A 23,552-nucleotide genomic window follows, 5' to 3' on the forward strand; every position below is an offset into this window, starting at 1 on the left:
TAAGTGCGCCAAAGAAAGAGGCTGGGATGCCATCCATAAGAGAACCCACCTGATTGAGGGAGACTGCTTCATATTCTGCCCCCTGATATTCAGCCAGAAATTCTTGTCCGAAAGCAAGGGAGTTGTGGTGACCGGCTGTCAGTACTACCAGATTGATGACGCTGTTGTTTGCCATTATTGAGTCAATTGAAAGTGGGTTGCAGGCAATATGAATCCGTTCAGCAGATGATCGTTCATGATCTCTGGATGTAATGAAAGATACGGGTGTTACCGCAGGTGAAACCTTGTGCTTCGGGAGAATGAAGTCATAAAGGGAACCCGTGGCAATATGATTTTGAACTGTGAACCTCATTTCGGTATCAGCATCATCAAAGTGGCTGACTATACCTGACAGCCCGAGGATAGGGGACGGTGAGCTGTTGTAAACCCCCGATCGACAGTCATGGCCAAACAGTTCCTTTTCGAGTGGTGAAGTATTTAATTTGCTTGTTTTGTTTCTAAACCCTACCCACTCTTCTTGGGAACTTGAAGCTACTTGAATTACTCGGTTTTTAAGGCTTGTTTCGGGGATAAGTGTTGATGGTTCACCCTGTCTGCGACTGGCTTTTTCTTTCCGGAACTGGAAGCGATAGAAGGTTTGATCAGCGATCACATCCGTCCCGACACAGATGGCATTTCTACCATCTACAATCACGCAATCATTAGTGTCAGGTTTGTCGTCCAGTTGTTTTAGCCGATTTAAGCGAAAAGAGATACAGATTCCCATGGCTATGGCCAAGGGGCTATATATGCTTTCTGGAAGGATCAGGCATCCAAACAGCTTGTTTGAACTATTTCTGGACAGTATTTCGAGGTTTTTCCCAAAATGAACCAGCTTTTTAAACCATTTGGGAAGCTGCTCGTACTGCGGCTTGCCCTTTTTGGAAGTGCTGACGATCCGTAGTTGTTGTTGTATTTCCGATAGCTTTTTTTCCAAGCTCCCATCCCCCGGCCCGGTCAATTGAGTGGGTATTGTGTCCTTAACTGGAGGGGGAGTTCAATTGATTAGCCTCAAGGTTTCGAGGTTTATGGGGAGGGTAACTGGTTATTTTTCATTAGGAAATTCTGTGACCGGGAGTTCTCGTTGTCGGACCGGTCGGGACGTGATGAAGAGGAAGGCCGCCAGATAGTTGCTTTGGGGGGGCTAGCCCAGATATTTCTAAACGACCGTATTTTTTCTGAAGTCCTTAATGTTGCGATATGAAAGGCTTGGTTATTCCGATTTTAAGCTGGAAGTTATAACAGATTTGTACCTTTCAAGATGAAAGACTTGCCCCGGTTTTTTAACCTTCACTAGATCTGATCTGAAAATATTGATACGTATTAATACTTGTTATTCGTCCGGAGAATAACCGGTTTTTCTTGGGTGATGCGTTGCAGGATTCATTTATCGAACATTTCAAGTAGTAGATGGCACCCGGCACAGTGAGCTGATCTTTATCTCCCCGGAGTGATGGCTGCTCTTTTACCGCTGGCCTTTTACAGCTGGTGGATATGACTCACCAGGGCCTGAGTCTCTTCACTGAACAGCTCAAACTCATTGTCAGCAATAAGACCATAATTTTTCCACGCCAGTACCATCAGGGTGGCTTTGCTTCGGGTCAGGCCATCGAAAATATCCCTCATCGCCTTGTTCCGGTTATGCACCAGATCATAAAGTCCCTGATAGGCCTCATGGTAATCACATTCATCATCTTCCGTTAATGCATGAACATCTTGATTGATATGAAATCGGAATTAACTGTAGGCACTGAAATAAAATAATAATAATCATTGCAAAACAACACGAAAACATTATTATTCACCGCGTTCAGTTTTGAGCGACTTTTCTGTTCTGCCGGGACACACCCGGGACTCGGTTTTCTTCTGGAATGGTTGATAACTCAGAGCAAGTCGGGTAACATACTGAAATCTGTAGAGAATATCGTTAGTGGCTAGGTAGCTCAGTTGGTTAGAGCACAGCACTCATAATGCTGGGGTCGGCAGTTCGAATCTGCCTCTAGCTACCATTTATTCGGTGTGACGTTAAAAATTGGGGTGTCGCCAAGCGGTAAGGCATCAGGTTTTGATCCTGACATGCGGGGGTTCGAATCCCTCCACCCCAGCCATATCAAAAACCTTCCTGAGCAATCAGGAAGGTTTTTTTGTATCCGGGTTTTATGTGGTTGCTTTTGGAAGGTGTTTCAACAGAAATTTCTGAACGTTCTCACCCATGACTTTTCGTATTTCAGTTTCAGTAAAGCCCTTTCTGATCATCAGGTCTGTCAGTACCGCAAGTTCAGAGGTATCCAGACTAACCCTTGTTCCTCCGTCAAAGTCCGATCCCAGGGCAATGTGATCCTCTCCTGCCAAATCAATCGCATAACGCAAGGTATTCACGATACCCTCTACAGAGGTGTCACAAATGGCATCCCGGAAGCCAACACCAATCAATCCGCCTTTTTCGGCAACCCGCCTGATCAGGTCATCAGAAATATTACGGGGTGAATCGCAGGTACCCAGTATTCCGGTATGAGAAATGACTACCGGACGCTTTGCCAGCTTCAATACTTCATCAACCACCGACTCTGAGGAGTGGGCCAGATCGACGATCATATTAAGCGCTTCCATTTTTGACAGTGCCTGGCGGCCAAACAGGCTGAGGCGCGAACCACTGACTCCGTGAAGGGAACCGCCCAACCGGTTATCGAAGAAATGGTGCAGGCCGATCATGCGGTAACCGGCATGGTGAAGTCCTTCCAGATTATCAAGGCTGCCTTCAATGGCGTGTGCACCTTCCAGCGCCAGCAGTCCTGCGGTTTGCTGACTACCCTGCTGACGTGCTTTCAGGACTGCTTCCAGATCGGCCTGGCTGCGGATGATTTTCAGTTCATCAGGGCTGTCCTGTTCAATTTCATGAAGCTTTTCGGCTTGGTAAAGGGCTCTTTCATAGAGGCTGTTCCAGGTGGCGGGAGGCCAGACCTGAATCATGGCCAGCAGGGTAATTCCATCAGCCGCATCGCTGTCATTACGGCTGTTGTTTTGCCCTCTGGGCGATTTTGTCGGCACTGCAAAAGTCTGAATAGCAACATTGCCCTCGCGTAATCTGGGCAGATCCACATGTCCATAGTTGGCTCTTTTGGTGATGTCCCGGTTCCAGAGCAGGCTGTCAGTATGAAGGTCTGCGACAATCAGCTTCTGGTGTAACTCAGATGCTTCCGGTGAGATTGGATAGGGAGAGTGGGGAATAACCTGGTTGGTTCCTTTCTCAATGGTTTCTGGCGCAAAGATCAGGGTGAGTCCGATAGCAATCATGAAAAATACAGAAGAGATGGAGAGAGCCAGTTGCCAGCCCCTGCCGGTTCGGCGATGGTGATATTTTTTCTTCATAGCCTGAAGCCTATATACGACAAATTGTTATTATTATGTTGTTTTTATAAGGAGTGTTTTTATAAGGAGTGTTTTTATAAGGAGTGTCAAGGCGCAGCGCCAGTCTATCAGCGGATGACCGTAAAGAATAATGGAAAAGTATTCCCGGCCGGATCATTGATTTATCCATGCCATCTGTTTCCTGGTCTAAGGTTGGTCAGGTCGGTTTGGATTTCGTTCTGGCCGGTTATTTTGCCATTGCAGCAGGCTTTATTGCGCTGGTGCATTTATTTTTTTGCTGATCATTCGGGTTTTTTATGATGAAGCATATATTCGAATCAAGTGAGTGTGTTCAGGCGTTCTATCCGGTTTTTCGGGCAAGGCAGTGGGCACTGTGTCTATTGTCGTTTATTTTTCTGGCCTCTGCCCTGAGCGTTCCGGTATCCCATGCCGATTGTGTTAAGGCAGGGGTTAATCTATCACCTCCACCGGTCACTCTTTCGAATAAAGTAAAGTATACCCTTAGCCTGGATCCTGAGGTGGTGGTGCATGACGTTGTGGAGTCGGATCCGGGGAAATACCTTATTGATGTTTATGTATCGAATGATAATAAGTCAAAAGCCTTAGCCTCCATCATGCTTCCGGAGCACAAGCTGGGAAATCAAAGGGTGAATGTTCGCTTTCATGACTCCCATGGAAATATAGAAGAGCCTGTGGAGTTGAAGACATTATTGGAAATAAAGACCGGCATAAGTAATGCCCTTGAGGGAAATTCGCTGTTCGAAAGGGTAGAGGATAAGGCGACTTTTGGTAAGCCGGTAATCTATGTGATTTTCAGTAAGGTTGTTGTTCAGTTCTGGAATGATGATCTCAGTGATTTTTACAGCAACTTCAATGAAGTAGCTGCGTTTGTTTTTCGTGATCTCATGCTTTCCGGAGCCGGAAAAATACCCATCAATGTTTCCACGGATAAAGAAGAAACATGCAGTATGCAGTCAGGATTATGAGTTGAGGTGACTTAGCACAACAGTCGTAAACCCTCGCCCAAACGGGCGGGGATATAAGACGGGAACGCGGCGAGCGTTCCGCTTGTGTGTTTTTTGTCATGGTCTACACCCCCATGGATTTATCAGTAAAACAGCCGTTGACGATAATCAGGCGATGACTGTTTTACCGTGCTACAACCTACAAAATAGTGGAGGGGCACCCCACTACTGCTAATGGAGGCTTCTGTGTAAGTCCAGTTGTTATAGACTGGCAGTAGCCTGTGAAGTTAGAAGCCTCGCCTGATAAGGCGGGGAGTGTCACTGTTAAAGTCTTTTCCGAATGGGTTGCCGAAGAACAAAACTGGAATGTACGCCGGTGCCCCCCCCCTGAATTCTTGTGATCTTGTTAAGCAGAAAGTTCTGGTAGTCATTCATATCAGGCACCATCACTTTCACCCTGTAGTCTGCAGTTAATGGATGTCCTTTTATTTCTCGATGTCCTTTTATTTCTTGCTTCATAGCCTGAAGCCTATATACGACAAATTGTTATTTTTATGAAGGGTGTCAAGGCGCAGTGCCAGGCTATCAGCGGAAGACAGTAAAGAATCAATGGAAAAACAGTTCATTGTATATATGGTTAAGATCTCCCTGTGTGAAGTGGTTATTTCAATTTGTTCGAGATATTCAGGCGCAGGTTTTCAATATAAAAATAAACTGATGACTGTAGGTTATTTTTCCAGTCCATCCCGTTGGAGGAGCGTATGCTGTCAGTTATATTGAAAAATAAAACGGCCCTTTCTATTGTATTTATCTTTTCATCAATGATATCCAGTGCTTTTGCCGGTTGTCATGATGATGACTCATCAAAAGGGAGGGAGCTGACGCTGGAGGCAAGGGTTGATGCTCTTAAACAGATTAAGCTCAGTGAGAGTCCAGCGATAGAAACGGAACTGCTCTGTCTGGCTGCGCAGGGTCCCGACTATAGCAAAAGGCTGTTTGTTGACAGTGGCAGTTTTGTTGTGCTGTCACAGCAGATTGATCAGCAGACGACAGAAGATGTTATTAACTCAACGCTGTTTGCCCAGTTAGCTGCCAGCCATGATTACAATAAAAATACCCAGATCGCCCAATGGTATAAAAGATACACTGACGTGATGAGCATTCAGGGGTGGGATATCAGTGAATTTGATGATGTTTCTCTTACCTCCGTCTCCACTGATCTCAGTGTCAGTGAAGTCATCTTTGAAATTTTAAAAACGGCACTGACTGACCCTTCCGATCAGGCTGTGGTAGATGCGGCGGTCTCTGCGTTGAAAAAACTGGAAAAAGAAGGCCCTTTTATCTCTCTGTTTAACCACGCTGCAATTCGTTCTAACCAGGCAAACTTTCAATCCTCTTTTGTGACCCGTGACGAGCATGGACTGGTGAGTATGAACCTGGGCTATCTGGTGGTTGGTTTTAAAGATATTAGTTCTACAATTCTGTTTCTTCGTGTTAAGGCCGGTGAGACCTGGATAAAAAGTCATGATGAAACCATAAAGCTTGACTATGACGTCTTTAACCAGGTGCGTGATCAGGTGATTAAAAAACTGGGTGAAAATGCCCGGTCTCAAGTGGCGGGTATTGATATATAAGTATTCTGCCAGTCAGGAAGCAGGGTGTTTCTGGCTGGCTTTACGTTAAGTTTCTATGGCTTGAGATGATTCAGGGGTAAAGCCGTTTTCCGAATGGGTTGCCGGAGAACAAAACTGGAATGTACGCCGGTGACCCCCTGAATTCTTGTGATCTTGTTCAGCAGAAAGTCCTGATAGTCATTCATATCAGGCACCATCACTTTCAACATGTAGTCTGCGGATTGTCCGGTAATCAGCATACACTCTACCACCTCATCATAACGGTTGATGGTCTCTTCAAAGTGCTCAAATCGTTCCGGTGTATGTTGGTCCATGCTGATATGGATCAGCACTGTCAGGCTCAGTCCCAGCTTATCCGGATTTAATAGTGTTACTCTGGCTTTTATAAGTCCTGAATCCTCCAGTTGCCGGACCCTTCGCAGGCATGGGGATGGTGTCAGCCCGATCAGGTCTGCCAGGTCCTGATTGCTGATATTGGCATTCTTTTGTAGCTCTTGAAGTATTCGGATATCGTAGCGATCAAGTTTCATGATATTTTCTTTTACTAAAGTTTCTATTGTTGGCAGATTATTGCGCTATTTCTGCTTTATATCCATTAATTCGCAATCTTTTGCTCCACCGGTTTTTCTATACTTATCCCGTAGTCAAAAGCATCGCCAAAAGTGATGCCCAGTCATCCCGGCCACAAGCCTGCGATGAAATAGTATTTCCAATCAGGAGTGCTAATCAGGAAAACCTACAAGGTTTGATGATGTTATAGCAAAGAGCGTATTAACAGGTTAGGTGTTATGAGCTCAAAGAGATTACAAACCGCTGATTATCCGGGAGATGGTCAGCGGTTTTTGTTTAACCAGGTTCCATGAAAAGAGAATGGTGTGTGGTGGCGCAGATGGACAAGGGCCAGTGGTCCTGCACTGATATTTGCCGCATCCAGTATGGCCAGGAAACTCTTGCCGGTGTCGCCATTCAGAGCCATGGAAAGCAGGAAACCCTTATCTTCTGCCATACCCTCAGGAACAAAGATGGCCTCGCCGACATATATTTTCTCGCCAAAATCATAGTAGTCCTGAATACCGCTGTTTAAATCAATCCGGGTGATTCCGCTGTGGAAAAACTGACCCGGGGCACCCAATGTGGCATAGCCAAACTGGTTTTTCAGGCCTCCCAACCCCGGATGGATCATTGGAAATTCAAGATTTCCATCGGTGATCAGTTCCTCCCTGAGCGTTCCCTGTCCGGGGTTAATGATGTACCGATAGGCCATGCCTGAGTTGTAGGTCAGGGTACATCTCCCCTGCATAATGGCCTTCATCTGTGGGTCTTTACCGATAAAATGGTCAGGTGTGTTATAGGCAATAAAATCGGCAATGATTTCATTGCCTTTCTCCCAGGCATTAAAGCTGTGCCACATAAATTTTGCAGGTGCACTGAAGAACCTTACAGGCTGTCCGGAGTCCCGGGGGATAACCACTATCTGATTGCCCAGGGTGGGATTCCAGCTAAGGCAATCGGTAAAACTATGCAGTCCAGCCAGCATGGGTATTGGGTTGAACTCGATGGCATGGAGGTTAATCAGGGTGTAGTGTTCTGTGGCAAAAAAATCATGGATATAGCAATCCCGTGGCATTGATACCCTTCGATGATTTATCAGCTGTCGATTGGCAGATCTGACAATGACTTCAGCAGAGGGCCGTGGTCCGTGGTTCCAGCCAAGAAACGTCCAGTTTCCGTTAATACCGCATCGCTTGGCATGGGCCTTCAGGTTTGCTGCTCCTCCTTTGGGTGAAATGGTGTGTTCTCCCAGGTCTTCAAGAGAAAAAGGGTCAAGGGCGAAAGGCTGGCCCGCCTCGTCATGGGCCGTCAGAACGCCATCCATCAGGTAGGTGGTTACACCGGCCTGCGAGTACGGCGGGATACCGGGAAGGTTTTCCCAGAATTTTGGGGCGAGCGTGGTCCAGGTTGGATAGAGAAAACGTCCGGCGGCCTGTTCCCTGAGATATTTCGGTGTTTTTACAAAGTGGTTGCGGTAGCGGGCCTTGCCATCCATCAGGTCTATTGCCTGAATCATACCGTCGCCATCCAGAATGTGCTGCTTTCTGTAGCCGTTACGCTCAAATAATCCCGGTCCATTTCGATAAAGAGTACCCTCCAGGGTTGCAGGGATTTTTCCTTCAACTTCTGCCTGGTAATCGTACTCACCGTGAAGGCTGACTCCCAGCAGGGCTTGCCAGGGATACTCACCGGGCAGCTGTTTAGCCAGAGAGGGCCTGGTAACTGAGGCAAGTGCCATCAGACCTAAGGATTGTATGCAGCGTCTGCGGGTGAGGGCCATATAAGTCGTTAATCATTTGCTATTTATGTTGATCTTTCCGACCAGTGGCCAGTCAAAAAGTTCCGGTTTCCGGGCTTCGAGGGGGGGAGCCCGGGTATTTCCACAAATTCACTCTGTCGGTCTTCAGGTCGGCTGTCCTCAGTGCAAGGGATTGGAGCTTGCTTTTGACCTCTTGACTCAAAATATAGGATTACATTTGGCTTATGGCAGATGAGTTTAGCTGGCTGCTGAGTCGATTTCGCTGAATATTTTTTTCTGGACGTTCTATTATTACGCCTCCACGATTCATCACTCTTTTTTACAAGGATTAACCTTGGACGTAACCATTACTCTGGATCTTGTTGTCATTCTTTTTGCGGTGGCCACCGCGGCCGGTTTTGTTGATTCGATTGCGGGTGGAGGAGGGCTGATCGCAATGCCTGCTCTGCTGGCCGCTGGACTGTCCCCGGTTCAGGCACTGGCAACCAATAAGCTGCAGGGAACAGGCGGGACGCTATCGGCCAGTTTTTATTTCATTTCCAGGGGTGCTGTACACCTTAGAGAGATACGTCTGGCAATAGTGATGACTTTTATCGGCAGTATGCTGGGTACGTTGCTGGTACAAAGGATTGATGCCGGCGTTCTTGAGCAGGCAATACCATTCCTGATGATTGGTATTGTGCTCTACTTTATTTTTTCTCCACGACTCAGCAGTGATCAATCACGGCAAGTGATATCGCTGTCGGTGTTTTCGTTTACCGTTGCTGTGGTTATTGGTTTTTATGATGGCTTTTTCGGCCCGGGTACCGGTTCATTTTTTACTATCGCTTTTGTCAGCTTGCTTGGCTATTCCATTACCAGCGCTACAGCGCATACCAAAGTACTGAACTGCACCAGTAATATAGCTTCCCTGTTATTTTTTATTATTGGTGGTCATGTGGTCTGGACGATCGGACTGGTGATGATGGTCGGACAGGTGCTGGGTGCCCGCCTTGGTTCAGGGATGGTATTAAGCCGTGGTCAGACAGTAATTCGCCCCATGATTGTCTGCGTTTCTCTGGCGATGACGGTGAAGTTGCTGTGGGGTAATTATGGACATTTGCTCCAATAATAGGCATCGTTCTGAACAGGTAAGACACTTGTCTTGTATCTCCTGTTGGGAATTTGCTCAATGGAAACAACCTGGTATAGCTGGCTTATTGGTACCGCCTATCTGGGGGCCATTGTAGCTTTTGCTGTTGTGGTTATCATGACCCGGAGGCCAGTGGGTGTTTCCCTGGCCTGGCTGGTCTTGCTGTTTGCACTGCCGGTGGCGGGTTTCTTCCTTTATCTGTTGTTTGGCTCCCCTCGCCTGGGTACCCGGCGTTTGAAGCGAATGCGTGCGCTTTACCCAGACTATGCCCAATGGTATCAGCATCTCTCTCGTATCATTTCTGGTAACGAACCTTCCCGCTGCCCGGTCACTTCTCATAATGGCATTTTCTCGCTGGCAGAAAAGAGCATGAGTGTCCCTCTTTTGCCGGGAAACCAGCTGCAGCTGTTCTCTGGTTTTGAAAACATTATTGGCCACCTGCTGAATGATATAGAAAGAGCCAGACACAGTCTGATTATTGAATTCTATATATGGGAACCGGTGGGGCGTGCAGAGGAGGTGGCTGAAGCGGTTATCCGTGCTTCCAGAAGAGGGGTAGATTGTCTGGTAGTGCTTGATAATGTTGGGAGTCGGGGCTTTTTAAATGGTGCCTGGGCCCGTCGTTTTCGGTTGGAGGGAGTTAGTGTTACTGCCTCTATGTCCGTTGGGCCCTTCGGCATGCTGGTTGAGCGGATTGATATTCGTAACCACCGGAAAATTCTGGTGGTTGACGATCAGGTGGCCTGGACTGGCAGTTTTAACCTGGTTGATCCATCGCTGTTCAAACAGGATGCTCAAGTGGGGCAGTGGGTGGATGCCATGGTTAGAATTGATGGTGTTGTAGCCCATGTGCTCGGTGCGATCGTTCAGTGGGATAAAGCCCTGGAAACCGGGCAGGGGCATCCATCATTTAACCGACAGTATGAGTACCCTTCAGATGAGCATCGTAATAGGGAAGGAGCCTGTGTACACGTTCTGCCATCCGGCCCTGATGCGGACCGGGAAAGGCTGCAACAGGTTCTGCTGGTGGCCATTTATGAAAGCCGTGAAGAGCTACTGATCAGTACCCCTTATTTTGTACCGGATGAGTCGTTGTTAACGGCTTTGAAATCAGCCGCTATGCGAGGGGTTAATGTTCAGCTGCTGGTGCCTGCCAAAAATGACTCGAAAATGGTTCAGCATGCCAGCCGTTCCTACTATCAGGAACTGTTGCAGGCCGGTGTCAGAATCCAGCAGTTCACTGGTGGGCTGCTGCACACCAAATGTGTATTGGTGGACCGAAAGACGGCACTGTTTGGTACTGTGAATCTTGATATGCGGAGTGTCTGGCTGAATTATGAAGTAACACTGATTGTTTATGATGAGGGCTTTGGTCAGCAGATTTTTCAGATGCTGCAGTCGTACATGAATCAGGCTGGCGAGGTGGACATTAATCTTTGGAATCAGCGGCCATTCCAGCGGAAGTTACTGGAAAATACTCTGCAGCTGTTAAGCCCATTACTGTAATTCCAAGCCCATAACTGTCATTCGGTGCTGAGATAATATCTCGTAGTGATTGCTATTGATGTTGTGTTATTTCTGCAGTAAATGTTTATTTATCCATACCTGAATTCGTATCATAAATCCTGTCTTTATTTGATTTTTAGGTGAAAACACTGATGCGGTTCAAGGTCCATCTATGAAATAAAGGTTACCCTCAAGGGGGCTGTATTTCAGCCTCAATGCTTACTTCTAACAAAGCGTTTTTCCTGCCTGCAGGTTTGTTTGGCCATCGTCGTATGGTGAATGCCAGCACTCTTATTGAAAAGAGAGCGTTGAAAAGAGCGGGAAGAATGGATACAGGGGACTGATTTTGCCGCAGACGTTAAAAGCCACAGATATTCTGGCTACAGGCCTGATGACTTTTGCTCTCTTTCTGGGAGCGGGAAATATTATCTTTCCTCCTTTTCTGGGGCATATGGCGGGTACTGAGCTAATGACCGCCATGCTGGGATTCCTATTGACCGGTGTCGGTTTACCGCTATTGGGTGTCATTGCCTGTGCCCGGGCCGGTGGTGGTCTGGAAAAGCTGACGGAAATTTTGCCTCCGAAAATGGCTATGACTTTTGCTGTTATTCTTTTCCTGGCGATTGGCCCACTGTTTGCTGCACCAAGAACGGCCGTTGTTTCTTATGAATTGGGCCTGCTGCCATTTACCGGGGAGTCCGGTACTTTCTCCCTGGCTTTGTTCTCTATTGGTTTCTTTGCCATTGCACTCTACCTGGCCCTGTTCCCTGGTAAATTACTGGAAACGGTCGGTAAGTTTATAACACCCATGCTGGTGGTTGTCCTTGTCGTCATCGCTGCAGGTGCTTTTCTTTTCCCTCAGGGTGAAGCGGGTGCTGCTACTGAGTCGATGATCACTCAAGGCTTTTTTAATGGTTTTCGTGAAGGTTACCAGACCATGGATACACTGGGTGCCCTGGTGTTTGGTGTAGTTATTATCAATGCGATTCAGAGTAAGGGTGTTACCGATACCCGGCAGGTTGCCCGTTATACATTTATTGCGGGGCTTATTGCCGCGGTGGGTTTGTCTCTGGTTTACCTGGTGCTGGGTTATATCGGTTCTACCAGTCACCAGCTGGTGGCAGCCCCTCAAAATGGTGCCGAGATTATCAGTCTGTTTGTTAATGCGGCATTTGGCTCCTGGGGAAAAGTGGTGCTTGCTATCACCGTTATTCTGGCTTGTCTGACCACCTCTATTGGTCTGCTCAGCGCCTGTGGTGAATATTTCTCAAAAGTTTTCCCTGCGTTGAATTATCGTAGCTGGGTTACTCTCTGCGCACTGACCAGTGCCCTGATTGCTAATGTTGGTTTGAACACGCTGTTAAAGGTCACGATCCCGGCATTGCTGATTATCTACCCGGTAGCTATTGCGTTAATAGCTGTGACGCTTTTGAAATCATGGCTGGCTAACCCCGGCCGTGTAATGACCTTTGTGCTGATCCCTGTTGGCCTGATCAGTATTGTGGAAGGTTTGCATGCGGCAGGTCTTTCGTTTGTCAGCCCGGCTTATGAGTTACTGGCTTATCTACCATTACAGCAGGAAGGGTTGGTCTGGTTATTGCCGGGTGTGCTGGGTGGTGTTCTTGGTATATTGACTTCAGCTCGCTCTCAAGGCGTTGCTGACCCTGTCCAGAGCTGATTAAAAGCACCTGGTAATTTGAAGGCTGTCTTCAGAGGTTGTCGCATAAGCTCTTAAATGCTGATTTATACCACTGCCGTCTTTCCCGCCTTCGCGGGATGACGGTTGGTTGTTAATGAGCCCCGGCTTCTATCAGGGTTTTAAGATAGGGCGCTCCATGCTGGTGGTGGGTCACCGTTTCAGCCAGGGTTTTGCCGTCACCATCTCTTGCATTCAGGTTAAAGCCTGCTTCCAGAAAAAAAGGAATGAAGCGGGAAAAATCATCAGCCCGTAAGTAGCGATAAGCTCTAAGCAGGCTATGGTGATCCCGGCTGCCTCCAGCTGCTGGTTGCAGTGTCAACAGGGCTTTCAGGCGTTCATCACTCAGTTCCTCTCCAATGACTTTCTGCTTGTCTTTTTTCATTACTCACCCAGGCGTCATGGTTTTTATTAATGCGTCGACATTGGACGTTTTGTGACCAATTGGCGAAATTGATAATAGGTGGGTTTATTTTACAGGGTCGGAAATAAAGGTATATAACCTTAATAGGACATTTTGGACTTATATTAAGCAAAAAAAGCATATAAGAAGTTGTTTTGAGTGAATTTACAGTGGCTGACAGGTGGTTCACAACTCTTTATTTTTCTGGCTGGTAAATAGTCTGATATTTTTTTGACATTAACTATATATATAATAAACAGAAGGTTATGTCTGTTTCTGCATAAGAAAAATGGCTGGTTTATTACCTGACTTGATATTGAAGGGACGTCTAGACTTAATTTAAACAAGATTAAAGGACTTTTTTGGAGAAGTTGCTATGGATGGCGTCCAGGGCGGGAATGCTCAACAATTTCAATCTGTACAAACTCAGACTGATAGTGCTTCTGAAGTGGGTAAATCCCATACACACGAATCTGTACGTAAAGCAGAAGTTCAGTCAACCCCCGGACTCACAGAGCCGGGCACGGTGAAACATATTTCACTTAAAACACGGATTGCTAATGCCTTGAATAATAACTGGGCACCCATTGGCGATGGCGCCAAAGCAGGAGTTCTTAATAATATTTCGAATGCAGATACGAAAGCTAAGGTGTCCAAGGCTATTGATGCTCATGATAATGGAGTAAAAAAACTTACAAATCTGAAGGGAGAAAAGCAAGGTTTAGAGAGTAAAGTGAAAGAACTGGAAAAAGATAAAAACTTTATGAAAATGGTTGAGATTGTTACAAATGGAAAGTGTTCTGAAAAAGATGTTAAGAAAGGTAAATCGGTTTTAATGCAAGGAAATGATGGTCAGCTAAAGGCAATGGAATTTAAACATAATAATAAAACAGTCAATCTTGGAAGTATGAAAGTCGCAGTTGATAGCTTCAAAAGTAGTCCGCAGTTTTCTGAATATACTGAGAATTTGACTCGAATTAAGGATATTACTCAAGAACGAGCTGAGATTAAAGAGAGTTTAAGGGATAGTGGAAAACAAACAGCTGCTGATCTGAAAACTGATGCCAGGCAACAGCATAAAGACATTAGAGATGGTTTGAAGGCTGTAAAGAATTCAGAGTTGAAGGATGCCGGAAGTGAATCTGAAAAGATTAAAAGTGGCTACGGAGATTTGAAATATGGTATTAAGAAACAGAAGCATGAGGTTGAGAAAGCACTTCAAGAACTGCGAAGTGATAGAAGTAAAGCTCGCAGTAAGGTCAGGGGAGGATTGGCTGCCAAATTGGGAAATTGGAATAAGAAAAATATAGGGGCTCTTGCATCGCGCCTTACTCCAAAGGGGGTAACAGTTGATAGTAGTTCTATTGAGACTGAACGAGCCTCTATTGATGATGATTTACAAAACAATCGTAATAGCGTAAGTAATCTTGGTGAAAAAATAAAAATAAAGAAAAAGACGAAAGATGCGCTGGATAATGCCATGAATGATTTTCGTAAAGGTCGAGATGATGCGTTTAAGGAGGGGAAAGAAGAGAAGCAACTTCTGAAAGATTCAGCCAGAGTTGATCATGAATGGAATAAGCTTGAAGAAGAGGGTCGTTATGATATGGCTAAAGATGATAATAAAGATGTTGCTAAAGCGCTTAAAGGTAAGAAAACAAAAAGTGATAAAAAGTAAATTTAGAGGTTTGGTTCTAACTAATTAATTTTCCTATAAAAAGGCTCCTTTTAAGGGGCTTTTTTATTTCACTTATTTTGTTTTTTTGGTTTTTAAATGATTTGACTGAATTTTGACGAGTCTGTTTTTTTATATGTATCAATCAGTTGCATGAGCTTTTGTTTTTTTTTCATGTGCTTTAAAGTTTTTGGTTTTTTGGAAGATTTGGTGGCTAGAATTAAAAGTAATCTTAACCATGGAGTGGAAGGAGTAATATAAATGGACTCAATGAATCGTACAGGGGGTGTTCAGCCTCAACAAGCCAGTCATGAAGTGCAGACGGATATCGCTGCTGAGCATAAAGGTGTTCTTAACGGTATTACTGTTGAGGTGAAACTTATTAAAGAAGGTGAGATCAATGGTATTACAGTTGATCACATCACTAAAGATATTCCTATAAAAACCAGGATTGTTAAACTCGCTAAGACGGCAGTAAAAAAGATCAAGAGCCTGAAGAACTCTAGAGTTAAAAAGTCAGTGGAGCATAAAATTGCTGGTCAGGCAAAGCGAGCAATAAAGCAGCAGAACTGGTCTCAGATTTCACCCGAGCGGGAAAAAGAATTACTCTCCAAGGTTAAACATGAAGGAGCCAGAGAGAAATTGGCTGACAGGATTGATAGTTTTAATCAGAAGATTAATCTGCTTCAGCAGCTCAAAGTCAATATGAAAACGCTTAAGAGTAATAGTTTTGAGTTTGAAACTATTTATGAATCAACAATGAATGCAGCTGAGAAGAGTCTGAAAGGTAAGTCTCTGCCAAAAGGTCTGGTTGTTGTAATGCCGCCAGCTGAAGGGGGAAAAGAGCTACAATATGTACAGGTAACAGCTAAAGACAATGCTTCAAGAAGGGAAGCTGTTCAGGAGTTGGGTACAATATTCAGAGAGAGTAATGGCTTTAAAGGGTTATTGAGAGACAGGCAAACCCTTACGCAATACAAGAGCGAGAGAGAAGGTCTTAAAAAAGAGATAAAGGCTCTTGAAAAGGATATGAAGGCTCTTTACAAAGGTTATAAAAACGATTGGGTTAAGGAAGATAAAGAAACAGTTAAATCCAAGGCTGCGTCTGACCTGATGGAGAGGGGTACTCAGCTTTCAAAAGATCAAGAGGAGAACGTTGCGGTTATCGAGTCTAGAGTTGTAGAAAGTACCAGTGAGCTTGATGGCCTCAGGGAAAGATCTTCTTCCATGGCTAAGGGAATTGTAGAGCTGAAGGAACAAGTTCAGATAGCCACAACTCGTTTGCAACGTCTTGATAAAAGTCTATCCAAAGTTGAGGTTGATAGGGAATTGGTGGTCGATGAAGTTAAGCCAGTTTTCAATGAGACGCAACTTGCTGCCAAGAAAGTGGAAGCTGAAGATATCAGAGTGGGTATAGCCGTAAAGAAAAAAGATCTGGTAGCGCTCAAGGGCAGTCTTAAAGTGGCTCAGAGCATAATAGCAAGAAAGACGAAAGAGCTTCAAAAGCTTGATGGTGAGAAACAGAGGTTTGTAACGCAGCATGCTAATGAGAAAAAAGCCCTTGAGAAGGAGATTGATGGTCAAATTAAGAAAGAGACCAAAGTTGCTCATGAAGATGGAGAGACTCGGTATAAAGAATTCAGTGCTTTTGTTAGTGGTGAGGCTGATCAGCGCAAGACTTATGAGTCATCAAGTGAGGAAAGCGGCAGTAAGGTTATAGTATCGACCACAGAGGAAGAGTTATCGCCATTACTTGAAAGTGATGAGTTGCCTATTACCGTAGAATCAGAGCAGGATGCTCTGGATAAGCATGAGGGTCATGTGCTTGTTTCTGGAACGTCGAAAAACGGAGTAAAAGTAAAGCTTAGACGTGCTGTAATGGAAGCAGTCAGTGCATTTAAGAAGCTGAATCATGAGAAGAATACACAAAAAACCGCATCAGAAAAAGCTCCGTTTGATGAGGCTCTTGATAAGGTTGAAATGGCTGTGGAAGCGATTCCGGAGGCATCAAAGGAGGAGGTAGATGAAGCGATGACAGAGTGGGATCTTTCTTTGAATAAGTTGGGTAAGGTTGGTCAAACTAAAAAGTCGAGGACTCAACTTCAACGAATCACAGATAAAATTAAAGCTATTGAAATGCCAAAAGCTCGTTCCAGGCCAAAAGCCAGGAAAAAGGTAGATGATTCTAAGATTGAACTATCTCCTCAGCAGATGTCTGAGTTTGAGAAGCTAAAGCAAGAACAACCGCTGATTGATTTAAGCAGTGACGCGGATGTTAGGGTTGATCAAACTAAAAAGTCCAAAAAGAAGCGGGTAGGGGCGGCATTGAACAGGCTGAACCCCGTGAAGAGTGCTGAGCCAAAAGATACTTCAGAAAAAGCTGGACTTAATGATAATCTCTTCGAAGACTTGGTAGACAAAACTAAGCAGGACATCCAGCGTAAGAATGAAGCGAGGGATGAGGATGAAGAGTTACTTGGCTCAAATGGAGAAGATCTGACTATTCCAGCTGAACAGAAACCGGTCAAAAATATTATTAGGCGGAGGGCTAATGCATTTAGGAAGAAGCTGAAAAAAGACTGAGCAATTGACTGTCTTGGAAACCTGGTTGCTAACCCGACCAGCATAAAAGCCTCCGCAACGGAGGCTTTTTTTTATGCCTGGAAAAAACGGTAGGTTTTCAGTGGCCTTTCAGAGCATAAATACCATTGGCATTACGCCAGTAGCCCTGATAATCCAGACCATAACCAAAGATATAGCGGTCTTCGATTTCCAGGCCGGTAAAGTCCGCCTTCAGGTCCGGACGGGCTTTACGGTCATGTTTTTTATCCACCAGAACAGCGGTCAGAACGCTGGCTGCTCCTTCTTCTTTGCAGAAGTCAACAATGGCCTCCAGGGTGTGACCTTCATCCAGAATGTCGTCGATAATCAGAACGGTGCGGCCTTTGATGTCTTGGCTTGGGCGAACCTTCCACTCCAGGCGGCCACCGGTCAGCTGATCCCGGTAACGGGTTGCATGCACATAGGAGGCTTCCAGTGGGAACTGCATGCGAGTCAGCAGTTTGCCGGTAATCACCAGGCCGCCATTCATTACGCAGAACACCAGGGGGTTGCTGTCAGCCAGCTTCCCGGTAATGTTGTGCCCCATGGTGGCGATGGCGTTTTCAATCTGCTGCTCGTTATAGAGGCAGTCGGCTTCTTCCATCACTTGCCGGATATGGTCGAGATCAACAGACATGTTATGCAAACCCTGATCGTTTAATTAAGCAGGAAAAAATACCGTTGTTATCCCCAATGGGCAAGTGAAAACTACACGGTCTTTATGGGTGTAAAAACCTATGGGCGGGTCAGGTATCCTGTGGGACAATAAAAAAGTTTAGCTGTGGTTACTGATTGATGAGGTTCGCATCTTTGATGAAGGGATGTGAGCCCGAGCGGTATAGCGATGAATCCCACCTTGGACGTACTATACCATTTTCAGTAAAAGCGATAATTGAAAGCTTTTGAATGATGGTTTTCTTAATGAGTTCTGCCTCAATGCCATAGCCCATAAAAAGTGTTTTTATCTCAGTCATTCACTTTCTTTGTTTAATTCTCCATTTTTCTCTAATCAGATTGTTGAGGTCATGCATGAGCGTACAGGAAATCAAGCATCCGCTGGTACAACACAAACTGGGACTGATGCGTTCCCACGATATCAGCACCAAGGGATTCAGAACGCTGGCCAGTGAGGTAGGCAGCTTGCTGACCTATGAAGCGACCAAAGACCTTGAACTTGAAGATACGGTGATTGAAGGCTGGAATGGCCAGGTGACGGTTCAGCAGATCAAGGGTAAAAAAATTACCATTGTACCTATTCTGCGTGCGGGTATTGGTATGATGAATGGCGTTCTGGATATGATCCCTAATGCCAAGGTCAGTGTAGTTGGTCTCTATCGTGATGAAGAAACCCTGGAGCCAGTGCCTTACTTTGAAAAGCTGGTCAGTAACATTGATGAGCGTATCGCCCTGATTCTGGATCCGATGCTGGCCACCGGTGGCTCCATGCTGGCAGCCATTGATATGCTCAAGAATGCGGGTTGTAAGGAGATTCGCTGTCTGGTTCTGGTGGCAGCGCCTGAAGGTATTGAGAAGATTCGCACTGCTCATCCGGATGTTAAGATTTTCACGGCGTCTGTTGACCAGGGGCTGAATGAACATGGCTATATCATTCCGGGCCTGGGTGACGCCGGTGACAAGATTTTTGGTACACAATAAATAACGGTTAAGGATATCCAAAAATGAAGCATGCAGCTGACCCGGGGGAAACCCTACATTCATCTCTCCATGAAAAGATGTCGCTCTGGCGACAGGCGCTGATGGGGGGGCAGATGCTGTTTGTTGCCTTTGGTGCTCTTGTTCTGGTTCCTTTGTTGACCGGACTGGACGCCAATGTGGCGTTTTTCACCGCCGGTATTGGTACTCTGATCTTCCAGTTGGTTACCCGCCGGCAGGTACCTGTTTTTCTGGCGTCTTCGTTTGCGTTTATCGCACCGATTACTTTTAGTATTCAGTCTTGGGGTATCGCTGCCACTATGGGCGGAATTATGGCGGCTGGCCTGCTTTATGCGGGGCTGAGTATTCTGGTGCGATTACGGGGTTCGGGTATTCTGTACCGGTTATTCCCCCCGGTGGTGGTTGGCCCGGTGATTATGGTTATCGGCCTTAGTTTGGCATCCACTGCGGTGGGGATGGCGACATCGGCCGTTGAAGGGTTGATCTCAGCAGACCAGGCGCTGTTTCTGGCCGCCCTTTCATTACTGGTCACATTGGTGGTTGCTACCATGGCGGGTGGTATCCTCCGGTTGATACCCATTATCTGTGGTGTTGGTACGGGTTATGTCGCAGCCCTGATGATGGGCGTTGTGGATTTTCAGCCACTGATTGACCGCCCCTGGTTTGCGATTCCGAATTTCACCACTCCGGAATTCAACTGGAATGCTGTGCTTTATATGATTCCTGTGGCGATTGCTCCGGCGATTGAGCATGCACAAACAATATAATTGTCTCCCAGCTTAATATGCTGCTTGCCATTGATAAATATCCACTGATACTTCTTCTGCCGTTCGGCCTTGGCTTCTTTTTTATGCGCTTTTGTTCCGGGGTTAACGGCTTTTTAAGCTTGAGTTGCTTTTTCTTTGACTTCTTCTTTGTCTTTGCCTTGAAGATAACCGTTATGGAAGAAAATAAGGCTCGTTGGCAATCATCTCAAAACACGCCGGCGCATCCAGGTCATGGAATATCTCGATCCACTGGCCGGTATGGCGCATATAGGCGAGAGTGTACATGTAATTGCCGGTGTAGTTCATCCTGGCAAACTTCTGCTCAAAGGATGGACTGATGGCCCTCGGGCTTGGGCAATGATACGTGCCACAGAAATAAAAAAAGCTGCCATGCCACTTGGTAAAAATATCCACCAGATAATTGAAATCGTGGTCCTCAGGAGGGGGCTGGATGCGCTTTGGTTTCAAACATTCCTCAATCCACTTGTTGGCTTCTCTCTTGAGGAGTGCCTTGGTCTCTGCCGAGACTTTGGGTCTTGATGCCTTTTTGGTGGTAGGCATCCACATATAATTACTCATAAATAACTCTGCTTTCAGATTCCGCCCTGATACTCCGCATACACCCCAAGGTAGCCCAAAATCCCCACCCTATCTGAATACTCCCTCTTGAATATAACTATCTTATCCACAATTTCAGTGGATAAGCCGGTATAAAACCTGTTGACCAATAAAGAGGGTAAAGCAGAGCACTGTATTTCACCGCTGGAACATATTGTGCCGCTTTGGCAGATGCCTTATTGATCGCTGATAGCATCATATGTGGTAGAACCACCGGTCGGAGCTGAGATGGTTGAACAGTTTTAAGCATAAAACACCATATTTCCTTCTATCTACGGATTTTTTTTGAACCTTTCCTGATATAAAGTGCCCTCATTTACAAATATTGCAATCCGCCGCAAGCATCGGCGAGTTCATTTTTACCATCAGGGGGCTTAATAATTCCGCAATGACCATGCAACAACGAACCGCCTGGCAGATCCAGAAAGCCGTTCTCCACGCTTTGCTGATCCGGGAGTTGAAAACCCGGTTTGGTCAGTATCGTCTGGGGATTGTCTGGGCACTGCTGGAGCCACTGATGCAGATGCTGGTGTTTATGGGGCTCTACTATTTCCGTGGTATCAGTACCATGGGCGGGCTGGTGTTGCCGGTGTTTCTGGCCACCGGGCTGGCTCCCTTCTTTTATTTTAAAAAGGTGATTAGCCAGTCAATGGCGGCGGTTGGGGCTAACCGCAATTTGCTGATCTATCGGCAGGTCAGGCTGTTTGACGCCTTTCTGTCCCGCTTTCTATTGGAAGCGGTTATCGCGTTTCTTGTTTTGGTTAGTCTGTTGTTGGGTGCCTGGTGGCTGGGCTATCCGGTCGTCGTCGTTAACTCCCTGAAGTTTCTGCTGGTGTTCGCACTGCTCAGCCTGTTTTCGTTTGGCGTGAGTATGGTGTTTGGCGTGTTCAACACGCTATATCCAGAACCGGGTAAGTTTATTCCGGTTATTTTACGGCCATTGTTTTTTATCTCCGGGGCTTTTTTCAGTATTAATGATATGCCGCCATCACTGCATCCGATGCTGTTGTGGAACCCGTTATTGCACGCCTTTGAGCTGTTCCGTTCCTGTTTTTCACCCCATTACAATATTTCACTGGTGAGCATGGAGTACCTGGCATTTTGCACTCTGGTGGCTATGACGCTGGGACTATTGATGGTGCGAGCCAACTGGCGGAGAATGCTGACCCGATGATTGAGTTTCATAATGTCACCAAATATTTTCCAACCCCGAAAGGCCGTCATTACATCCTGAAGGATGTAACGTTGACGTTGCCGGGGGATAAAAATATTGGCGTGTTTGGTGCCAATGGCAGCGGTAAATCCACCCTGATGAACCTGCTGGCGGGGGTGGATTTTCCCAACCGTGGCAAGATCAGCATCAAGGGGAATGTCTCCTGGCCACTGGGTTTGTCCGGTTATCAGGGCAGCATGACGGGGCGTGAGAATGCTGAGTTTATCTGCCGGATCTACGGTAAGGGCAAAAGTGAGTTTAAAGAGCGGCTGGACTATATCAAGGCGTTTTCCGAGATCGGCGACTTTTTTGAAATGCCGCTGAAAAGTTATTCTTCCGGGATGAAATCAAAGTTTTCCTTTGCCGTCAGCATGGCCTTTGACTTTGACTATTACCTGATCGATGAGCTGACAGCCGTGGGTGACAAACGCTTTAAGGAAAAATGCCAACAGGTGTTTGAAGACAAAAAAAACCGGGCCAACTTCCTGTTTGTCTCACACAACCTGAACGAACTGAAGCGGCAGTGTGATATGGGCATCTTTATCAAAGATGGCAAAATACACGTCCATGAACGCATTGATGACGCCATTGCCGCTTATAACGCCATGTAATGGACTTTCTATTAAAAAAACGAATTTGTTGAATTAAGCAGTAATTTTCTATGACACAACACCAGCATGCGACAGCGGCGTCACCGTCATCTTCCGGACGGGAGCCTGATAACATTACAGAAAACCCAGAAAAAAAAGAGGGGCGGACGAATATTCATGCCCTGGAGTTTCGTAAGGAACCTTTAAATAAGCCTAAACCGGTTCTTCTAACAGAAAAAATACAGCAACACCCATGGTTTAAGCTGGCCCGCAAACACTTACTTCAACGACAGGCAGGGCGCTGGTTTGCCCTGATGGTATTAATGCCCTGGCTGGCGTGTGCCGTCTATTTCGTTGGCTTTGCCTCAGACCGGTTTGTCTCCGAGGCCAGCTTTATGGTGGAGAAAAACGATGGAGGTCAGTCTGCAGCCGGTTTCAGTTTGTTGGGCATTACCCCACAAACCGGTAATGATCAACGAATTCTGGAAACCTTTATCCAGTCGCCGGATATGCTCAACTACCTGGAACAGCAGCTGAACCTGCGACAGCATTATATTGAGCAGCCCGACTGGCTTTCAAGTCTTGGTCCGGAGGCCAGCTATGAGGATTTTCTGGCGTATTACCGTGAGCACCTGATGGTGCAGTTCAATTCAGAGAACGGCATGTTGAATCTGGAGGTTCAGGGCTTCACACCGGACTATACACAACAGCTGGCACAACAGATTCTAGGGCGCAGTGAGGCCTTTGTTAACGAAATCAGCCACGCCCTGGCCAATGAGCAACAAGCGTTTGTGCAGAAAGAAGTGGTGCTGGCCGAGCAGCGATTGAAAGCAATAACGGCGGAATTACTGGCCTTTCAAAGTGCCAATGGTTTGTTAAGTGCCACCGACCAGGGAGCCGCCCTGAGCGGAATTCTTAATGAGCTTCAGGGCGAACTGGTGCGCAGCCAAACAGAGTTGCAAACCCTGTCGTCTTATCTGAATGGCAACTCATCCAAAATCGTTACGCTGAAGCAGCGAATCAATGCCCTTGAAACCCAGCTAACCAAAGAAAAGTTACGTCTGGCCAGTAGCGATGGCAACGGCCTGAGTGATCTGGTGGCCAAACAGGCAGAACTGCAGCTGGACATTAATCTGGCGACCCAGGCTTACTCGGCCACCCTGATAGCACTGGAAAAAGCCCGCACCGAGGCCAGTCGCAAAATCAAACAACTGGTGGTCGTCAGTAGTCCACAACTGGCAGAAGATGCCAGGTATCCCAACGTGGGCTACAACCTGACCAATATTTTATTAATGCTGCTGATGATTTTTGCGCTGGTGCGCATGATCCGCGCCACTGTTAGGGAACATCAGGACTAAT

22 protein-coding genes, 2 tRNA genes and 1 pseudogene are annotated in these 23,552 nt (G+C 46.3%); 15 read left to right on the forward strand and 10 right to left on the reverse strand.

Annotated features, from left to right (window positions below; all coding sequences use genetic code 11):
* Both RM811_RS19550 and RM811_RS19555 read right to left on the reverse strand, forming a co-directional pair.
* Positions 1-976: hypothetical protein (locus tag RM811_RS19550; RefSeq protein WP_402527538.1), on the reverse strand; the 976-nt coding region annotated here is incomplete at its 3' end.
* A gap of 542 nt (positions 977-1,518) precedes the next feature.
* On the reverse strand, positions 1,519-1,686 hold the full coding sequence (locus RM811_RS19555) for a hypothetical protein (protein WP_402527539.1): 168 nt from the start codon (positions 1,684-1,686) through the stop codon (positions 1,519-1,521).
* 285 nt (positions 1,687-1,971) lie between these two features.
* Between RM811_RS19555 and RM811_RS19560 the strand changes: the two genes are divergently transcribed.
* Together RM811_RS19560 and RM811_RS19565 are read left to right on the forward strand one after the other, a co-directional pair.
* A tRNA-Met gene (locus RM811_RS19560) sits at positions 1,972-2,048 on the forward strand.
* A 24-nt stretch (positions 2,049-2,072) separates the two neighbouring features.
* Positions 2,073-2,147: transfer RNA gene (locus tag RM811_RS19565), tRNA-Gln, on the forward strand.
* A gap of 49 nt (positions 2,148-2,196) precedes the next feature.
* On the opposite strand, the gene RM811_RS19570 is transcribed toward RM811_RS19565, so the two are convergent.
* Positions 2,197-3,408, reverse strand: coding sequence for a dipeptidase (locus RM811_RS19570; protein ID WP_402527540.1), 1,212 nt, complete (start codon positions 3,406-3,408; stop codon positions 2,197-2,199).
* A gap of 296 nt (positions 3,409-3,704) precedes the next feature.
* On the opposite strand from RM811_RS19570, the gene RM811_RS19575 reads away from it, so the two are divergent.
* Complete coding sequence (locus tag RM811_RS19575) at positions 3,705-4,394, forward strand: hypothetical protein (RefSeq protein WP_402527542.1); 690 nt, start codon at positions 3,705-3,707, stop codon at positions 4,392-4,394.
* A gap of 303 nt (positions 4,395-4,697) precedes the next feature.
* Here RM811_RS19575 and RM811_RS19580 read toward each other — a convergent pair whose 3' ends face one another.
* The gene (locus tag RM811_RS19580; protein WP_402527543.1) at positions 4,698-4,892 is read right to left on the reverse strand and encodes an Lrp/AsnC ligand binding domain-containing protein; all 195 of its coding nucleotides are present in this window, start codon (positions 4,890-4,892) and stop codon (positions 4,698-4,700) included.
* 242 nt (positions 4,893-5,134) lie between these two features.
* On the opposite strand from RM811_RS19580, the gene RM811_RS19585 reads away from it, so the two are divergent.
* Positions 5,135-6,007: a hypothetical protein gene (locus RM811_RS19585; protein WP_402527544.1), complete on the forward strand. Its 873-nt coding sequence runs from the start codon at positions 5,135-5,137 to the stop codon at positions 6,005-6,007.
* Between the two features lie 53 nt (positions 6,008-6,060).
* Here the strand turns inward: RM811_RS19585 and RM811_RS19590 are convergent, their stop codons facing one another.
* A complete protein-coding gene (locus RM811_RS19590) occupies positions 6,061-6,540 on the reverse strand; it encodes an Lrp/AsnC family transcriptional regulator (RefSeq protein ID WP_402527575.1) in 480 nt (159 codons plus the stop codon).
* A gap of 299 nt (positions 6,541-6,839) precedes the next feature.
* The gene (locus tag RM811_RS19595) at positions 6,840-8,297 is read right to left on the reverse strand and encodes a carotenoid oxygenase family protein (protein WP_402527546.1); all 1,458 of its coding nucleotides are present in this window, start codon (positions 8,295-8,297) and stop codon (positions 6,840-6,842) included.
* Between the two features lie 355 nt (positions 8,298-8,652).
* Here RM811_RS19595 and RM811_RS19600 point away from each other — a divergent pair, with 355 nt between their 5' ends.
* From RM811_RS19600 to brnQ, 4 genes are all read left to right on the forward strand, one after another.
* Positions 8,653-9,429 (forward strand): TSUP family transporter, encoded by a 777-nt coding sequence (locus RM811_RS19600; protein WP_402527548.1) that lies wholly within the window; start codon positions 8,653-8,655, stop codon positions 9,427-9,429.
* 60 nt (positions 9,430-9,489) lie between these two features.
* On the forward strand, positions 9,490-10,956 hold the full coding sequence (gene cls, locus RM811_RS19605; protein WP_402527549.1) for a cardiolipin synthase: 1,467 nt from the start codon (positions 9,490-9,492) through the stop codon (positions 10,954-10,956).
* 215 nt (positions 10,957-11,171) lie between these two features.
* Positions 11,172-11,300, forward strand: coding sequence for a hypothetical protein (locus RM811_RS19610; protein ID WP_402527551.1), 129 nt, complete (start codon positions 11,172-11,174; stop codon positions 11,298-11,300).
* Between the two features lie 2 nt (positions 11,301-11,302).
* On the forward strand, positions 11,303-12,634 hold the full coding sequence (brnQ, locus tag RM811_RS19615; RefSeq protein WP_402527552.1) for a branched-chain amino acid transport system II carrier protein: 1,332 nt from the start codon (positions 11,303-11,305) through the stop codon (positions 12,632-12,634).
* Positions 12,635-12,746: 112 nt separating this feature from the next.
* Here brnQ and RM811_RS19620 read toward each other — a convergent pair whose 3' ends face one another.
* Positions 12,747-13,037 (reverse strand): PA4642 family protein, encoded by a 291-nt coding sequence (locus tag RM811_RS19620; protein WP_402527553.1) that lies wholly within the window; start codon positions 13,035-13,037, stop codon positions 12,747-12,749.
* 394 nt (positions 13,038-13,431) lie between these two features.
* Here RM811_RS19620 and RM811_RS19625 point away from each other — a divergent pair, with 394 nt between their 5' ends.
* Positions 13,432-14,733 (forward strand): hypothetical protein, encoded by a 1,302-nt coding sequence (locus RM811_RS19625; protein WP_402527554.1) that lies wholly within the window; start codon positions 13,432-13,434, stop codon positions 14,731-14,733.
* Positions 14,734-14,991: 258 nt separating this feature from the next.
* A complete protein-coding gene (locus RM811_RS19630; RefSeq protein ID WP_402527555.1) occupies positions 14,992-17,313 on the forward strand; it encodes a hypothetical protein in 2,322 nt (773 codons plus the stop codon).
* A 97-nt stretch (positions 17,314-17,410) separates the two neighbouring features.
* Here RM811_RS19630 and RM811_RS19635 read toward each other — a convergent pair whose 3' ends face one another.
* Both RM811_RS19635 and RM811_RS19640 read right to left on the reverse strand, forming a co-directional pair.
* The gene (locus tag RM811_RS19635) at positions 17,411-17,968 is read right to left on the reverse strand and encodes a hypoxanthine-guanine phosphoribosyltransferase (RefSeq protein WP_402527556.1); all 558 of its coding nucleotides are present in this window, start codon (positions 17,966-17,968) and stop codon (positions 17,411-17,413) included.
* Positions 17,969-18,116: 148 nt separating this feature from the next.
* Positions 18,117-18,305 carry a hypothetical protein gene (locus tag RM811_RS19640; protein WP_402527558.1) on the reverse strand — a complete coding sequence of 63 codons (189 nt, stop codon included), beginning with the start codon at positions 18,303-18,305 and terminating at the stop codon, positions 18,117-18,119.
* A 55-nt stretch (positions 18,306-18,360) separates the two neighbouring features.
* On the opposite strand from RM811_RS19640, the gene upp reads away from it, so the two are divergent.
* Together upp and RM811_RS19650 are read left to right on the forward strand one after the other, a co-directional pair.
* Positions 18,361-18,987 carry a uracil phosphoribosyltransferase gene (gene upp / locus RM811_RS19645; protein WP_402527560.1) on the forward strand — a complete coding sequence of 209 codons (627 nt, stop codon included), beginning with the start codon at positions 18,361-18,363 and terminating at the stop codon, positions 18,985-18,987.
* 77 nt (positions 18,988-19,064) lie between these two features.
* A pseudogene (locus RM811_RS19650) lies at positions 19,065-19,757 on the forward strand (uracil-xanthine permease family protein); the annotation flags it as partial.
* A 186-nt stretch (positions 19,758-19,943) separates the two neighbouring features.
* On the opposite strand, the gene RM811_RS19655 reads toward RM811_RS19650, so the two are convergent.
* Positions 19,944-20,351, reverse strand: a complete 408-nt coding sequence (locus tag RM811_RS19655; protein ID WP_402527561.1) for a hypothetical protein — start codon at positions 20,349-20,351, stop codon at positions 19,944-19,946.
* Between the two features lie 433 nt (positions 20,352-20,784).
* Here RM811_RS19655 and RM811_RS19660 point away from each other — a divergent pair, with 433 nt between their 5' ends.
* Genes RM811_RS19660 through RM811_RS19670 form a run of 3 tightly spaced genes read left to right on the forward strand, consistent with a single transcriptional unit; the run spans position 20,785 to position 23,551 of the window.
* The gene (locus tag RM811_RS19660) at positions 20,785-21,564 is read left to right on the forward strand and encodes an ABC transporter permease (RefSeq protein WP_402527562.1); all 780 of its coding nucleotides are present in this window, start codon (positions 20,785-20,787) and stop codon (positions 21,562-21,564) included.
* Positions 21,561-22,214 (forward strand): ABC transporter ATP-binding protein, encoded by a 654-nt coding sequence (locus RM811_RS19665; RefSeq protein ID WP_402527563.1) that lies wholly within the window; start codon positions 21,561-21,563, stop codon positions 22,212-22,214. Before RM811_RS19660 ends, RM811_RS19665 begins: the two co-directional genes overlap by 4 nt.
* 50 nt (positions 22,215-22,264) lie before the next feature.
* Positions 22,265-23,551: a hypothetical protein gene (locus RM811_RS19670; protein ID WP_402527564.1), complete on the forward strand. Its 1,287-nt coding sequence runs from the start codon at positions 22,265-22,267 to the stop codon at positions 23,549-23,551.
* Position 23,552: the final 1 nt, after the last annotated feature.

The organism is Endozoicomonas sp., from assembly GCF_031844845.1.
Taxonomy (GTDB): domain Bacteria; phylum Pseudomonadota; class Gammaproteobacteria; order Pseudomonadales; family Endozoicomonadaceae; genus Endozoicomonas.